Here is a 14,544-nt window from a genome sequence, read left to right on the forward strand (position 1 = left end):
GTGATATTTCACCTCGCCGTAACCTGATGTTTAACACCATGTCTCGGCGACAGATGATTACTATACATACCCCCGCCCCGAATCACCAATTCGCTGGTCACAGCCTTAACCGCGGGCCCAAGCACCGATCGGCCCAGGTACCACTGGAGGCAAGTCACCCAGCAACGCAGCGATGTTGCCTTCCTCCTCCACCGCGGACGTCACGGTCTTGACTTTGCCGCGCTTGTTTTCCTGCTGCTGCGCGGCCATGGGCATGCCAGCCATCGGCATCATCCCCCGAGCCATGGCAGATCCTGTAGTAGCTACTGGCACTGCACCGTTCGGGCCGGTCATCGCAACGCCTGAGGAAAAGCCTGGTGCAAGCACCGAACCCATTCCTTTTCCTGACCCCTGCCCGGCGCGCCCGCCGCCGGCGCCAAATGGCACGCCGCCGGCGATGCCACCCATGCCTGCGCCTATTCCGCCCAGTCCTGCGGGAGCTGCCCCAGCACCAACTCCAGCGGCCTGCGTCTTGGCCACCGATAGGTCCGGATTAAAACCGCGCGCGCCGTCGATGGAAGCTGCGCCACGCCCAACCGGCGCCACACCGCGCCCCGCTGAGTCCACACCACGCCCGAACGGTGCCATCCCGCCGACAGCAGGCGCGCCAAACGACCCAATCGCGGGGCTTGCCGACGCATGCGCCCCGGCGCCCGGCATACCTGCCACCGGCGTCACTGCATTCAACGCCCCAAGGTCCGCCCCTGCTGCTTCAGTCGCTAGTCCACCAATCGACCCGACGCCACCACCAGGCTTGACATTGTCCAATTCAGCCATGTTCTTAGACACCTCTGCGAAGCTGCCAGGGCCGATCTGTGCCGGATTTGCAAGCAGACTCTCGAGCTGCTGAGAACCTGCATTCAGACGCGCCAATGGGCCGGGACGGCCGTTGCCGTCGACAAGCCCCATCGACGCCTGCAACTCTCCACCACCAGTGCCACCCTGTTCTAGCTTCATGAGGTTCCGGATCACGGGCATCGCACTTTCGACCGCTGAGGGAAACTCCGAGCCCATGAACGACTGCAAGAATGCCTGCTCAGCAGCCTCCCGCTCCGCGGGATCCTCGATAAACGCGATCGCAAGCTCAGCCATGGCCACATGCAGAGCACCCGCATCCGCGACCTGCCCCATATACGTGACCGACGTGGACATCAGGCCCGCATTGGTAGCAAAGACATCCGCCGCATCTGCCACTTCAAGAGCCTTATCGACGGCCGCGTTGATGCTGTCCGACTTATTGACCTCAGCGATATCCCATGCCGTCATTCGAATGTTCTCTGCCAGCATCGTCGCGTTCTTGGCCATACTCGACCACGACTCCGCCGAAGCAGCCACCGCTGCACCATCTGTCGAAGCGAACGCAGCACTGAGCTCCGACAAACTCGACGGAATCGCCACACTCGGCGAAGGGAAGTCGAAATCCGCAAACGTCTGATCGGGGCGCGCCGGAAACAGCGTCATCTCCTCCCCCACAGCGCCACCTTCATCCGCGATCTGCAACGCCCGACTAGCCAGCCCCTCCTGACCAGTGAGCGACCTCTCCGTTGCGCGCAAACCATCGCGCAGCCATGCGACCTGCTCCGCGTACTTCTGCAACGTCTGAACTGCAGACCCCACACCGCCCTGCATCACTGCGCCATGTGAAGCGCCCATCTGATCAAGACCGGATACTTCTGAATAGGCGGATGAAAGGGTGCCCTGGTGACCACCAGAAAAGATTTGCCCGACCTCTGCGGCAAGCGAATCTATTTCACCAATCTGATTGGACAGAATCTCCGGATCAATTTCGACGTGTTCCATTTCTGCTTTTCATCTCCACTTCTGCATAAAGAGTTTCAAGAAAAGCCAACGACTCTCCACATATCAACTCCGGACTCATAGCCTTGTCAAACGACATCACCAAAACGTCCAGCTGCCCCCTGCTAGTTTGGGCCACAGAAGCACACTCGTTCTTGGATTGCTCCGAGAGTCGATACTGATACACCTGCGGTATTTTTTGGGATGCCTCTGTTTTCACTATGTGAGTCTTTTTCGCGACCGTCTCGAAATCAACAGAATTTGTTGAAATAGAGACAGTTCCGAAATACGCAGAACTCTCATCTGTTGCAAAAGTACAGGTATGGAACGACCCATCAGATTCATCTCCAATCCGCGACCTTTTCCCCAACCCCGCCTTCTGGAACACTTCGTCGTCGAGTTCGGTGCACGGGTCGAAGAGTTTGAAGTTGGGGTCTTTGGGGTCAAAGGTTGCTGGGCTGTGGACGTCGATAGGCGCGGTGTCTGCGCTGCCCGTTGCGGGCGTTTCCCCCTTGCTTGGCGCAGTGTCCGCGTCTGGCGGTGTGCAGCTTGTGAGGCTGAGTGAGAAGTATGTGATTGCGATGGCAGTTGAGAGCGTCCGCAAGGAGCCGAGTCGTTGGCGCATGGTTTCCCCCGAGATGTTGTGTGAAGTTCAGGCGTCAATGATTCGAATCATAAATGCAGAAGCCCTCATTGTCTTGAGACTGGCGAAGGGGCCCAAAAGGTTCCATGTGCGCGGAAAATTCTTCAAAAGACACAGGTGATCCCCTAAAGTTGTGACAGCAGTGGCTGATGAGAGCACGGAAAAGCCCCCAATTCGGAAGGATCACCTTAGGTGAAAATCCGTTGTGGGGGCCTTCTTCGATCAGTTACTACTGACCTTTCTGAACCTCGGCAACTGCCTTGTCCAGCTCGTCGAGCGCCTTGCCGTACTCCTCGTGGGACTTAGACTTGGCCTCGCCCAACTTGTCCAGCGCCTTGCGGAGATTTTCTACCGCAGCAGCTTGGTCAACCGGAGCATCCGGTGCCGGGGCAGGCGCGTCCGGTGCCGGGGCTGGGGCGCCTTCTGCAGGCTTTTCGATGTCCTTGGCCTCATCAAGGTCGCTCGCAGCGCGAGGATCGATTCCCACCTGAGAGAGGGCCTCAGCAATCGTCGGCGCGTAGCCCACCTTGCCGTCATAGGACACCAGCACGCGAAGCAGCTTCGGGAACGCAGATTCCTGGTCCTTACGCTGCGAGTAGATCGGCTCCACGTACAAGATCTTCCCGCCGCCGACGGGGAGGGTAAGCAGGTTGCCGTTGGTGAGCTTGTTGGTCTGCTCCCACAGCGCGCGGTCACGTGCGATCTGATCGGAGGACATCATGGTGTCCTGCGCCTGCTTCGGACCCTGGGTCTGAGTGTCAGTTGGGAGAGCGCGCACGGTGATCTTGCCGTAGTTGTCCGGGTCGGAAGACACAGACATGTGGGCAGCCAAGAACTGGCGAGACAGGCCACGGAACGGCGTGATCAACTGGAAGGAAGACTTGCCCGTCTCAGGGTCGGCGGCAACCACGTAGTACGGTGGCTGGTTCAGTGGTCGGCCCTTCTCAGACACGGTTGGATCTTCTGGGACGGACCAGAAGGCGTCATTGGTGAAGAACACGCCAGGATCTTCGACGTGGTACTTCGCCATCAGCTCACGCTGCACCTTGAACATGTCCTGCGGGTAGCGCAGGTGGTTCATCAGTTCGGCTGGGATTGCAGACTTCGGCTTGACGGTGTCTGGGAACACGCCCTTCCATGCCTTCAGCAATGGATCTTGGGTATCGAACTCGTAGAGTTCCACAGTGCCGTCGTAAGCATCGACGGTTGCCTTGACAGAGTTGCGGATGTAACTGGTCTGCTCATTAATCAAGTTCTGGCGAGTGCCGTCCGGGTTGAGAGCATCTTCAGTGGCTTCCGTCAGCGAAGTGCGCTGGGAGTAAGGCAGATTGTTGAGCGTGGTGTAGCCATCAACGATCCACTTGATCCGGCCGTCGATAACCGCAGGGTAGGTAGCGGAATCGGCGGTGACCCAAGGAGCCACCTTTTGGACGCGGGTGCGTGGGTCGCGCTCGAAAACGATCTTGGAGCCTTCGCCGATGCGGTCGGAAAGCACAAGGTTCATTTCCTGGTAGCGCAGGGCGAACATGGCGCGGTTGAAGATGTTGGACACATCCACGCCGCCATTGCCGTCGTAGGTGAAGTTCACACCGTCCGCGTCATACTCCACTGGGTTTCCAGAGGTACCGACGATGGCGTAGTCCACGTTCGGATGCACATCAGAGATCACCGGACCGTAGTAGACACGAGGCTGCTCAACCTTAATGCCCATGTCATTCTCGCCACCCCGCTCCTGAGTCTGCAGGTCGGACACCGAGTACAGCGGGTAGCCGCCACGCGTCGATCCAACGTCGCGAGCAACTTCATCCACCTGGTTCGCCGGCGCGCCAATGAAACCATTGCCGTGGGTGTACACCGTGTGGCGGTTGATCCAATCCTGCTGGTTTCCAGCCAACGCATTCGGGTCGAGCTCACGCACGGCGACAACGTAGTCCCGCAGCTGGCCATCGACGTTGTAGCGGTCAATAGACAGGGTCTCTGGGAAGCCATAGAAGTTCTTCAGCTGTTGCTGCTGGGTGAACGTCTTGGACAGCACTTCCGGGTCAAGGAGTCGAATATTGGACAAGGTGGCTTCGTCGGAAGCAACCTCCTCAGCACCGGCACCGTCAGTGCCCCAGTTGGTTTCGTATTTCACCTTGTCATCGGTCAGGCCGTAGGCGTAACGGGTCATCTCGATGTTGCGGCTAATGGATTCAGCTTCCTTTTGCGCACGGTTCGGCTTGACCGAGAACTGCTCCATCATGAGTGGCCAAGCCACTCCGATGACCAAGGAAGACAACAGCATGAGGACGGCAGCGAGCACCGGAATACGCAAGTCCTTCAGAAATACCGCGGAGAAGAATGCAGCAGCCACGACCAGTGCGATGACCATGAGCACGATCTTCGCAGGGAGATAGGCATTGAGGTCCGTGTAGGAAGCACCGTGGAAGGTTTGGTGTTGGTTGCCCATGAGGTCGTAGCGGTCGAGCCAGTAGCCCGCCACTTTCACCAGCATCCAGAGACCGGCGGTCAGCGCCAGTTGAGTGCGGGCCGCGTAGGAGACATAGCTCTTTATTCCTGGGGCACCTGCTCGGATGCTGCCAAGCAAGTAATGTCCCACCAGCGCGATGAAAAACGCGATAACCAGCAAGATGGAAAGAGTGTCCGTAATAATACGGAACATCGGCAGCACAAAGGCGTAAAAGCCCAGGTCCATACCGAACTCAGGGTCTTTCACTCCAAAATCTTCACGGTTCAGAAACAGCAGTACCGTGCGCCAGGTGGATTGCCCCGCCAGTCCTGCAAGCACACCAACGAGGATGGGCAGGCCAACCAGCAGCTTGCGCAGTGATGCTTCCACCATCTTGCGGTAGCCATGGATGGGGCTATCGAGATCAAAGGAATCCAGAGTGTCGGGTCGGTTACGGAAGGCCAGGAACCCTGCCGTCCACACGATCGCTGCGGAGAAGATAAAGAAGATCAGGAATAAAATGATGCGGGTCACCAACTTGGTGGTGAACACGCCACGGTAGTCGACCTCCCCGTACCACATCCAGTCGGTGAAATACGTGACCGCCAGTGGCGCTGCGACGATAATGAGGGTCAGTACGGTAAGGATGGTGCTGAGCCCCTTGGACGAGCGTCTAGCTGGGGGTCGTAGGCTGGTCGCCAATTCCAACTCCTTCGTAGGTTGCCGGTATTGTCCTATACTCTACGGATTTTAGTATTGCCGGGATCCAAGTACCCCTGACTCACGCAAAGGCTGGACATGACACAGAACGCAGCGCTCAACAAGGCCATGCTCGAGGCCGTGGATTTCATCCACGCCGAGGGGTGGGACGCAGACCCAACGTTGTTCGCACTGGTGGGCATCGAAAAGCTTGGGCTCCCTGAGGAAGAGGGACCCCTCGCCCTTGTGGTGCAGGATAATATCCCCGGCGCGATCGAGGACTTCCTGCCCACCGTGGCGTGGCCCGCAGAAGTTGAGGGCGTGGTGCTGGCGCAGGAAATTATGTTCAGCGACGCAGGTGCCCCGGCGCGGCCGGCCCGGTTGTATTCTGGCGTGCTTCGCGACGGCTCCGAGCTCACACTGCTTCAGATTCGCCCCACGGAGGAAGAGCTGGCGGAACCGTTTGCCGAAGACAAGATCGATCTTCGTGGTGGCCCCGGCGTAGCGCCAGAGGTGATTCAGGCGCTACGCTACACCTTGGAAGCTCCTACGGAAGATTTTTAGGTTAATGACTGCTGAAGTGCCCACACGCCTCAAGACCGGATTCGCAGCCGCGCTCGTCTCGGTTGCTGTCTTTGGCCTTTCTGCCTGCAGCAAGGACGCTCCGGCCCCGGAACCTTCCGCTCCTCCTGTGGCGAGTCAGACTTCGGATCCCGAAACTTCTACATCCGCCACCACTTCGGCTCCGGTATCTAGCGAACGCCCGGAGAAGACGGCAGCCACTTCAGTGCGCAAGGAAGCGTCCTCGGTACGCAAGGTGGCCGAGCTGTATGGCACTTTGGCCCCGGAAGAGTTCTTCCAAATGTTTGAAGATTGCGCCCCCAACGGCATCCCGGACTCCAGCGCATGTACCGGCCCGGAGGTAGGTCAGTTCCAGTTCTTTAAGGGCGATGCCAAAGCTGCGTCCACCACCCAGCTGCTGACGGAACTGCGCAGCTCACGCGTAGTGGAAGACTCCGGCGACCGGATCGTCGGTTGGTCCACCCTGGGCACCACGGCTGTGATTACCGTGGTGGACAACAAAAAGGGACTGACCATGCAGCAGATGGTTTCCTCCGACAAGCAGGACCCATTGGAGCGAATCTACGACCTCGGTTTGGCGCAGCGCCCGGCGACCGCCACTGCTTCCCCATCCTCCGAGCCCGAAGCGGTCTAATTTCCGCAGGTAGTTGGAGCGCCACCGGTGTTGTAGGCATCCAGCTGGCGGACTGCTTCGTCCAAGGTCCCCACCTTCAGGAGCGTGATTCCCTCCACCTTTGCTGACGCCGCCTCCGCGCAGTTAGCCGCTGGAGTGAGGAACACCTGAGCGCCCGCATCCTTGGCCGCACGTACCTTGTGGGTGATGCCACCGATCGGTCCAACAGCTCCGGCTTCATCGATCGTGCCCGTCCCGGCAATGAACTTTCCACCAGTTAGCGAGCCCGGGCTCAGTTTATCCACCACTGCTAGGGAAAACATCAATCCAGCGCTAGGTCCACCAATGTCTTCGAGGTTGTACTCGATCTTGGTGTTATCGGCAGGCACTGATGTCATCGTGATGCCAAGGAATCCTTTGCCAGTATGCGGGTTCTCCCCTAATGTCACCTCGTGTTGCCCACCGCCGGAGAAACCGATCTTGACCTTGTCCCCCGGGTTCTTTCCCGCGATCATCTCGCGCAGCTGAGTCGGAGAATGAACACTAGCGTCATCGATGCTCACGATCTGATCGCCTACCGTGACTAGGTCCTTTGCTGGCGCTTCAGGCATGATTTCCACGACCTCCACCACGGTCGGACGACCGAGGTAGCTGTAGGCAGCCAACGTCGCGGAAGATTCCGAGTCAGTGAACGCCAGTTGGTTTTGCTCGGTGATCTCTTCCTCCGACATATCGGGCGGGAAAATCGATTCAATAGGCACCAGGGTGTCGTCGCTGAGTAGCCAACGGCTCATCGCTTGGGCGAGGGTCATTTGGGTGCGCACAGACACCGTGGTCATGTTCAGGTTGCCATCGGTGCGGTCGACCTCGGTGCCGGAGATGTCAACAATGTTTTTGCCTTCATAGTCCGCCAGGGTGTTGTAGGTAGGCCCAGGTCCCTCCGCCGCATAAGGCACGGTGAGCGGAATGTCCGTGAACGGCACGGTGGGAGCAGAAATGAGGTAGCTAAACGCCACTACTGGGATAGCGCCCCAGATAACGGTCCTTGATCGACGATTCACGCCTTGCAACCTTACCCGCTCGCACACTGTTCGCTAACAGCGTTGGGCTGGAACGGCCGAACACGGGTTGCGCTGCGGTACTTTGGAGACTATGAGCGACAACAATAATTTCTTTTTCGGCGGTAACTTTGGCGGCCCCGGGGGCAACTTCGGCGACTTTTTTAATCAGCTCGGCAAAATGTTCGGCGGCGGTTTCGAAGCCGGTGGCTCCAGCGAGCCCGTTAACTACGAATTAGCTGAGCGCATTGCCAAGCAACAAATCGGCAAGGTCACGCCGGTGGGGCCACAAGAGACCTCGGCGGTCACCGACACGGTGCGCCTGGCCGACATGTGGCTTGACGACGCCACCGTCCTTCCATCTTCCGAAGGCACCGTATCCGCCTGGAATGCCGAACAATGGCTCGAGGCGACGCTACCTACGTGGAAGCGATTTGTTACCCCAGTAGCTCAGCGCATGAATGAGGCGCAGCTCGAGCAGCTCCCCGAAGAAGCCCGAGAGATGGTCGGCCCAATGATGCAGATCATGAATTCCATGTCAGGGATGAACTTCGGCATGCAACTGGGACACTCCCTGGGCGATCTCGCTAGCCAGGCCCTGACCGGCTCTGATTTCGGCCTGCCAGTGGTACCTAGTGGCACCATCGCGATCATGCCGCAGCATGTCAAGGCGATAGCCAAGGATCTTGAGGTCACCGAACTGGACATCCTCATGTACGTGTGTGCGCGTGAAGCCGCCCGTCAGCGACTGTTTAAGCACGTGCCATGGCTAGTGGAGCGCCTGGTGTCCTCCGTCGAGGAATACGCCGCTGGGCTAGTTATCGACACCTCCCACATCGAGGAAGCCACACGCGAACTCGGCCTCGAATCCGGGGATCCAGAAAAGATTCAAGAGGCAATGCAACGCCTCCAAAACCTGGATCTCTCCCCGAAGATCACTTCCCGTAATGCTGGGGCTACCAGCAGGCTGGAGACCATGCTCGCGCTGGTGGAAGGCTGGGTCGAGTTGGTGGTTACCCAGGCGATGGGCGAACGAGTGCCGTCGACAAGCGCCTTGAATGAAGCCTGGCGTCGCCGTCGCGCGACCGGCGGATCTGCGGAAAAGGCCTTCTCCCGTGTGGTGGGCATTGAGTTCTCCGCTCCGAAGGTCGCTGAAGCAATGGAGCTGTGGCGCCGCGTGGAAATTGCGGTGGGTATGCAGCGTCGCGATGCGATCTGGGATCACCCGGACTTCTTGCCTGTTGCCGAAGACCTCGACAACTCCGCCGCCTTCATCGACGCACTGCTGGACCAGGGTGGCAACGATGAATTCGACCCCATCGCAGAAATCAACGCTCTCGAAGAAATGCTGAAGAACGAGGCCGAGAAGAAGGACGACGAGGGCAAGGAAGACTAAAACTGGCGGGCGTAGGCCTCTAGGTAGCCTTTCGCTCGTTCAGCCAGTGGAGCGCGATCGGCCCACTCCCAGAACTCTGCGGAGTGGCCGGAGCGAATAAAGGTATGGACGAGCTCGTGGACGATCACCGCATCCAGCACGTAGCTCGGCACGTCCTGCAAGCGGTGCGAGACGCGGATCTCCCCGGTCACGGCTGTACACGACGCCCACCGGGAGTTTTGGTTGGTCACCCAGCGGATTCGGGTGAAGTCGGCGCGCCCTTCCAGGACTTCGTTGTTCAACTGGCGGGCACGACGTTCCAAATCAGCATCGGAGAGTGAACTGGCATTCTTCGCGAGCTTCGCCTCAAGACGCTGCACAAGCTGCGCGACCTCGCGTTCCTCGTCCCGCGCAGGCATGCCCTCCGGCACGCGTACCTGAATCTTCTCCCCCACCAATTTGGCGCTGATCGTGCGCTTTCGCCTACCTGAACGAATTACCTCTACCTCTCGCGCCATGTCACGATATTCTATGGCACATGGGGGACAAACTAAAGCTATCTGACGCTGCCCGAATTGTGGTGAGACCAGGGCCAGCGATCCAATTCGGGGTGGACGCCACCACCTCCGGGGTCATCGATTCCATCGCCCCGCAGCACATCGGCCCGGTGGTGTCGGCGCTTTCTGCTTGCCGAACTGGGATCGCCGAGCATGCTTTACTCCTGAGGTTGCAGGAATCCGGACTCACCGAAGACGCCTCCCGCGCTCTCATCGCCGAGCTCACTGCCTACGGCATTTTGCGCACGCTCCCCCGCCAGCAGCCCTCCATTGCGCTTGTTGGGCGTGGCCCGCTCGCGGGCGCTATCTGCGAACTACTGCGCGGAAGCGACTGCATCGTACGCCGTCCGTTGCGTGGCGAGACCGACCATAAGTTCATCAAAGACCTGCAGCCGGAGATGCCGTTGGTGGCTGTCGACAGGCTCGCCCACGCCCGCGCCCTGGGTCCTGCGGTGCGCAATGGCAAGCGCGAATTTTTCGTTCCGGTGCAGCTTATCGACGGCCGTGGCCTTATCGGCCCCATCGCAACGCACTCTCTCGGACCTTGTCCACTATGCCTGCAATTGCACCGCACCGACGTTGATCCCCACTGGCCGCAGGTGCTGACTCAGATACCTGGTTCCTCGCCTTCCGGCGCCCCGGTGACAGTAGCGGCGACCGCAGCTCAGACCGCGGCCGTCGTCTTGTCATTCTTTGGGTTGGACGTTCCAGCTTTGGGCAATCCCGGTCGTTCCTGGTTACCCGGCCAAGTGGTGCAGGTGGATCCTTTCGGGCAGACGCAACGCTTTGAAGTTGGGCGGCATGACGGCTGCCCGTTATGTTTCGAAGCGCAGTACTTGGAGGAGGGACTGCCCGAAATTAGCTACCTTGACTGGTCCGATGCCTGAGATCTCCAGCAGCTCCGCCTCGTCTTGAGGTCGAGCTTCCGCCACTGCCATCAAGGTGGCGTCGGTGAAGACGATGTAGGCCGGAACCTGCATTTCCTTCGCGATGTCCAATCGCCATTCCCGAAGCCTGTCGAAAAGCGCGTCGTCGGCTGTGGATGGGCAGTCGTCGCATCGCCCCACCACCTTCTCCTGCGGCGAGGTCAGCGTCTTGCCACAGGATCGGCAGCGTTTTGGGCGCGCGCTGCGCGGTGGCACGTCAGCCGCTTCTATGACGATGCCGTCTAGGAAGCGGCTGCGTTTGCGCGACTGCCGGCCGCCTTCCTGTCTGGCCAGTGCCCACGAGCAGTGCAGATGCTCCCTAGCGCGGGTGATTCCCACGTAGAACAAGCGCCGTTCTTCCTCCACTTGCTCATCTCCTGCTTTGATGGCGAAGGAGATCGGCAAGGTGTTTTCCACCAGACCGGCCAGGAACACGGCATCCCACTCGAGGCCCTTGGCAGCATGCAAAGAAGCCAGCGTGACACCGTCCACAGTCGGCGGAGCCTTGGCCTCAGCGCGTTGTCGCAGTTGACCCAAGATATCTTGCAGGGTGGAATCTGGCGTGGCGGTGCCGAGCTCTTCGATCAACTCGATGAGGGCGGTGAGCATCTGCCAGCGCTCCCGGGCCTCCGCACCTTCGGGTTGTTCTTTCGTTAGTCCCATTGGGGCGAGGGCCGCGCGGGCAACCACTGCGACCTGAGGGCCTATCGCTTCTTCGGGCAGGTCAGTGCGCTGCGCTGCACGCACGAGTTGGGTGATTGCTTGCTTGATCTCATTGCGCTGGAAGAATCCTTCGCCGCCTCGCACTTGGTACACGATGCCTTCGTCGGCAAGCGCCTGTTCAAAGACCGCTGACTGGGCATTGATGCGGTAGAGCACGGCAATTTCCCTGGCGGGTGTGCCTTGTTCCATGAGCGTTTTTATGCGCTTGGCGATCTCCCGTGCCTCCGCGGGCTCATCAGGATAGGAGGTAAATGTCGGCTCGGGACCTGTCGGGCGCATACCGATCAGCTCAAGGCGCGTGCCGGCGACCCGACCTGTTGCCTTTCCGATCACGGTGTTTGCCAGCTTCGTTATCTCTGGAGTCGAACGGTAGTCTCGCTGCAGCCTAGCCACCGTGGCGTGCGGGTATGTGCGTGAAAAATCCAACAGAAAGTTCGGGGTCGCACCGGTGAAGGAGTAAATGGTCTGATTCGCATCACCCACCACAGTGAGGTCGTCTCGCTGCCCCAGCCAGGCTTGCAAGACACGCTGCTGAAGGGGGGTCACGTCCTGGTATTCGTCCACGACAAAGCTGCGATACTGCTCCCGAAACTCCTCAGCCACTGCCGGCGAATTTTCCAATGCACCCGCGGTGTGCAGCAGCAGATCATTGAAGTCGAGCATCATGCCCGAGTCGGTGTTCTTGCCAGCCTCGTATAGCGTGTACACCTCGGCTACCTTCTCGGCGGGAACTGGTGGGGTTCGATGCGCCTTATCGACGGCCTCGGCATACTGCTGCGGGGTGATGAGGCTCGCCTTTGCCCACTCGATTTCTCCCAGTAAGTCCCTAAGGTTTTCGGTGTTTGACTCCACTCCCACAGTTCTGGCTGCCCGCGCGACCAGTGGGAACTTGTTATCCAGCATGCGCCACGGCAGATTTCCTGCAATCTGTGGCCAAAAGTACTTCAGCTGCCGAAGCGCGGCGGAGTGAAACGTTCGAGCTTGGACGGCGCCGATACCCATGAGCCCTAGTCGATGACGCATTTCCGCTGCCGCGCGATTGGTGAATGTCACGGCTAGCACCCGGTTTTGGCTGACGAACCCTTGGTCGATCAGGTGCGCGATGCGATAAGTAATGGTGCGCGTTTTACCTGTTCCCGCGCCGGCGAGGATACAGACTGGCCCACGAGGCGCGGTGGCTGCCCGCCGTTGGTCCTCGTCCAATTCATTGAGGTCTATCATCTAGCGCTCCTTCCACCACTGATCAATCAGCTTTCTAGCGATGCTGCCCGGCGCTGCCAACGGCAAGCTGGCCAGGTCTTCTCTAGTCGCCCACAGGATTTCTGCAAGCTCACCGTCAGTCGCCTGTGATGCCTCTTCATCAGATGTCACGGCGCGGAATGCGATCATGAGCGAGCCTGACGACGGCCACGGCTGCGATCCCCAGTACTGGATTTCTTCGATTCGGCGCCCGGTTTCTTCCAGCACTTCTCGCGCCCACGCATCCTCCAGTGTCTCCCCTGGGCCGACATAGCCTGCGATGAGGGAGAAGTAGTCGGGTCGAAGCCGATTCTTTCCGAGCAGGATTTTGTCTTGGCCTGCTAGCTCGACGAGTCCGATGACTGCAGGATCAATGCGGGGGAAGAGCGGTCGAGCTCCATTGCTGTGGGCGCTGCCACCGCCGTGGCGCAAGGGCTTGCCTGTTGTGGGGTGATAACGAAATTCTTCCCTAAACCGGAGCTTGGCCACCGGTTCTGCCAAGTGTGGCGCGTTGAGATGGCTACGGATAGTTTCCCAGCGCACGCCTGCTTGAGCTGCCCAATAGTGCTGTTCGTCTATCGTGGCTCGCACGGCAACATACGGGAAACTTGGCTCGGTTGGAACGTGTGGGTCGAAGTCATCTGGTGCGTCTTTTAGTGGGACGTACATCAGTGCTTCTAGATAGCGCTCTTCCTCGACGGCCTCTAGCGGCAGCCAAACGGGCGTGCCGGAGGCATCGACGAGGATGCGGTAATCCGCAGTGACAAGCAGCAGGGTCATTTAGAACACGCGACGCACATAGAGCAAACGGTCGCCCGGCTCCACGATCTCCGCTTCCGGGGCATCGATTCGGTAAAGCTCACCAGAGCGCACGACACCCAGGACAATGTCTGCAAGGTGACGTGGGTTGGCGCCGACTTCGTCTTCCCCGACGAGTCGTTCGGCAATGGAGAATCCCTCATCCGGGGAGAGTAGGTCTTCCATCATTTCCACCACGGACGGTGTCACTGTCGCCAGCCCCAGCAAGCGGCCGGCGGTTTCGGAAGAAATGACCACGGAATCTGCACCGGACTGTTTTAGCAGGTGCATATTCTCCGACTCGCGCACACTGGCCACGATCATGGCGCTTGGCGCGATCTCACGCACCGACAAGGTGACCAGAACTGCAGTGTCGTCGAGGTTTGGGGCCACGACAACGGCCTTTGCTCGGGTGACACCTGCGAGCTTCAGCACGTCTGATTTTGTGGCCGACCCATGAACTGTAGCCAGGCCCTGATTTGAGGCAAGCTCGAGAGCAATGGGGTCAGAATCAATGACTACGATCTGGCTGGCCGGCGTGCCGTCGGCCAGCAGAGCTGCGACGGCGGAGCGGCCCTTGGTGCCGAATCCGATGACCACGGTGTGATTACGCAAGCGCTTCCTCCAACGTTGAATTTGCAGTGCGCGACGGGATTCTTCCGTCAGAACGGACAAGGTAGTGCCAACCAAAAGAATCAGGAAGGCAATTCGAAGCGGGGTGATAATGATGATGTTCATCAGTCGCGCATGCTGCGTGACTGGGGTGATGTCACCGTAGCCAGTGGTCGACATCGACACCGCGGAATAGTAAACCGCATCAATAAACGTCAGATGCTCGGTGTAGCCGCCTTCGTCGAGGTAGGCGAGGACAGCCACCAGAGCGAGCAGAATCGTAGCGTAAATGAACCGCCGAATGATCAGCGCCCACGGGCTGGCGTACCGCGAACCGGGAATATTAACGATATTCGTCAGTGCGTGATCCGGCAGATCGCTCAGTTCCATGTCGCCACGGAACCGGTCCCCTATCCTATTTCGCATCTGCGCTC

At 59.3% G+C, this 14,544-nt stretch carries 12 protein-coding genes; 4 read left to right on the top strand and 8 right to left on the bottom strand.

All coding sequences use genetic code 11. From position 1 onward, the window contains the following. Positions 1–105: 105 nt before the first annotated feature. The 3 genes from CKALI_RS08865 to CKALI_RS08875 all read right to left on the bottom strand — a co-directional run bounded on the left by CKALI_RS08865 (position 106) and on the right by CKALI_RS08875 (position 5,630). Positions 106–1,839 carry a hypothetical protein gene (locus tag CKALI_RS08865; RefSeq protein ID WP_156193009.1) on the bottom strand — a complete coding sequence of 578 codons (1,734 nt, stop codon included), beginning with the start codon at positions 1,837–1,839 and terminating at the stop codon, positions 106–108. Beyond that, a complete protein-coding gene (locus CKALI_RS08870) occupies positions 1,820–2,461 on the bottom strand; it encodes a DUF3558 family protein (RefSeq protein ID WP_156193010.1) in 642 nt (213 codons plus the stop codon). Before CKALI_RS08870 ends, CKALI_RS08865 begins: the two co-directional genes overlap by 20 nt. Before the next feature lie 247 nt (positions 2,462–2,708). Next, positions 2,709–5,630 (bottom strand): UPF0182 family protein, encoded by a 2,922-nt coding sequence (locus CKALI_RS08875; RefSeq protein ID WP_156193011.1) that lies wholly within the window; start codon positions 5,628–5,630, stop codon positions 2,709–2,711. A 96-nt stretch (positions 5,631–5,726) separates the two neighbouring features. Here CKALI_RS08875 and CKALI_RS08880 point away from each other — a divergent pair, with 96 nt between their 5' ends. Both CKALI_RS08880 and CKALI_RS08885 read left to right on the top strand, forming a co-directional pair. After that, positions 5,727–6,191, top strand: a complete 465-nt coding sequence (locus CKALI_RS08880) for a PPA1309 family protein (protein ID WP_156193012.1) — start codon at positions 5,727–5,729, stop codon at positions 6,189–6,191. A gap of 4 nt (positions 6,192–6,195) precedes the next feature. Further along, the gene (locus CKALI_RS08885; RefSeq protein ID WP_156193013.1) at positions 6,196–6,843 is read left to right on the top strand and encodes a hypothetical protein; all 648 of its coding nucleotides are present in this window, start codon (positions 6,196–6,198) and stop codon (positions 6,841–6,843) included. Here CKALI_RS08885 and CKALI_RS08890 read toward each other — a convergent pair. Beyond that, complete coding sequence (locus CKALI_RS08890; protein WP_156193014.1) at positions 6,840–7,883, bottom strand: YlbL family protein; 1,044 nt, start codon at positions 7,881–7,883, stop codon at positions 6,840–6,842. The two genes, CKALI_RS08885 and CKALI_RS08890, sit on opposite strands and share 4 nt — an antisense overlap. Before the next feature lie 91 nt (positions 7,884–7,974). Between CKALI_RS08890 and CKALI_RS08895 the strand changes: the two genes are divergently transcribed. Beyond that, positions 7,975–9,276 carry a zinc-dependent metalloprotease gene (locus CKALI_RS08895; RefSeq protein WP_156193015.1) on the top strand — a complete coding sequence of 434 codons (1,302 nt, stop codon included), beginning with the start codon at positions 7,975–7,977 and terminating at the stop codon, positions 9,274–9,276. Here CKALI_RS08895 and CKALI_RS08900 read toward each other — a convergent pair. Continuing rightward, on the bottom strand, positions 9,273–9,773 hold the full coding sequence (locus CKALI_RS08900; RefSeq protein ID WP_156193016.1) for a M48 metallopeptidase family protein: 501 nt from the start codon (positions 9,771–9,773) through the stop codon (positions 9,273–9,275). The two genes, CKALI_RS08895 and CKALI_RS08900, sit on opposite strands and share 4 nt — an antisense overlap. Positions 9,774–9,793: 20 nt before the next feature. Between CKALI_RS08900 and CKALI_RS08905 the strand changes: the two genes are divergently transcribed. Beyond that, positions 9,794–10,699, top strand: coding sequence for a hypothetical protein (locus CKALI_RS08905; RefSeq protein WP_156193017.1), 906 nt, complete (start codon positions 9,794–9,796; stop codon positions 10,697–10,699). Here the strand turns inward: CKALI_RS08905 and CKALI_RS08910 are convergent. Genes CKALI_RS08910 through CKALI_RS08920 form a run of 3 tightly spaced genes read right to left on the bottom strand, consistent with a single transcriptional unit; the run spans position 10,628 to position 14,536 of the window. Beyond that, entirely contained in the window at positions 10,628–12,682 is a 2,055-nt protein-coding gene (locus CKALI_RS08910; RefSeq protein WP_156193018.1) for an ATP-dependent DNA helicase UvrD2, read from the bottom strand. The genes CKALI_RS08905 and CKALI_RS08910 overlap by 72 nt on opposite strands. Next, the gene (locus CKALI_RS08915) at positions 12,683–13,480 is read right to left on the bottom strand and encodes an NAD(+) diphosphatase (RefSeq protein WP_231580449.1); all 798 of its coding nucleotides are present in this window, start codon (positions 13,478–13,480) and stop codon (positions 12,683–12,685) included. Continuing rightward, positions 13,481–14,536: a potassium channel family protein gene (locus tag CKALI_RS08920; protein WP_156193019.1), complete on the bottom strand. Its 1,056-nt coding sequence runs from the start codon at positions 14,534–14,536 to the stop codon at positions 13,481–13,483. Positions 14,537–14,544 lie beyond the last annotated feature (8 nt).

The sequence above is a fragment of the Corynebacterium kalinowskii genome, from assembly GCF_009734385.1.
Lineage (GTDB): Bacteria > Actinomycetota > Actinomycetes > Mycobacteriales > Mycobacteriaceae > Corynebacterium > Corynebacterium kalinowskii.

What these genes read in the sequence shown, in the direction of transcription:
- CKALI_RS08865 (WP_156193009.1), bottom strand. Translation starts at nt 1,839, where the DNA reads ATGGAACACGTCGAAATTGATCCGGAGATTCTGTCCAATCAGATTGGT.
- CKALI_RS08870 (WP_156193010.1), bottom strand. Translation starts at nt 2,461, where the DNA reads ATGCGCCAACGACTCGGCTCCTTGCGGACGCTCTCAACTGCCATCGCA.
- CKALI_RS08880 (WP_156193012.1), top strand. Translation starts at nt 5,727, where the DNA reads ATGACACAGAACGCAGCGCTCAACAAGGCCATGCTCGAGGCCGTGGAT.
- CKALI_RS08885 (WP_156193013.1), top strand. Translation starts at nt 6,196, where the DNA reads ATGACTGCTGAAGTGCCCACACGCCTCAAGACCGGATTCGCAGCCGCG.
- CKALI_RS08895 (WP_156193015.1), top strand. Translation starts at nt 7,975, where the DNA reads ATGAGCGACAACAATAATTTCTTTTTCGGCGGTAACTTTGGCGGCCCC.
- CKALI_RS08900 (WP_156193016.1), bottom strand. Translation starts at nt 9,773, where the DNA reads ATGGCGCGAGAGGTAGAGGTAATTCGTTCAGGTAGGCGAAAGCGCACG.
- CKALI_RS08905 (WP_156193017.1), top strand. Translation starts at nt 9,794, where the DNA reads ATGGGGGACAAACTAAAGCTATCTGACGCTGCCCGAATTGTGGTGAGA.
- CKALI_RS08910 (WP_156193018.1), bottom strand. Translation starts at nt 12,682, where the DNA reads ATGATAGACCTCAATGAATTGGACGAGGACCAACGGCGGGCAGCCACC.
- CKALI_RS08915 (WP_231580449.1), bottom strand. Translation starts at nt 13,480, where the DNA reads ATGACCCTGCTGCTTGTCACTGCGGATTACCGCATCCTCGTCGATGCC.
- CKALI_RS08920 (WP_156193019.1), bottom strand. Translation starts at nt 14,536, where the DNA reads ATGCGAAATAGGATAGGGGACCGGTTCCGTGGCGACATGGAACTGAGC.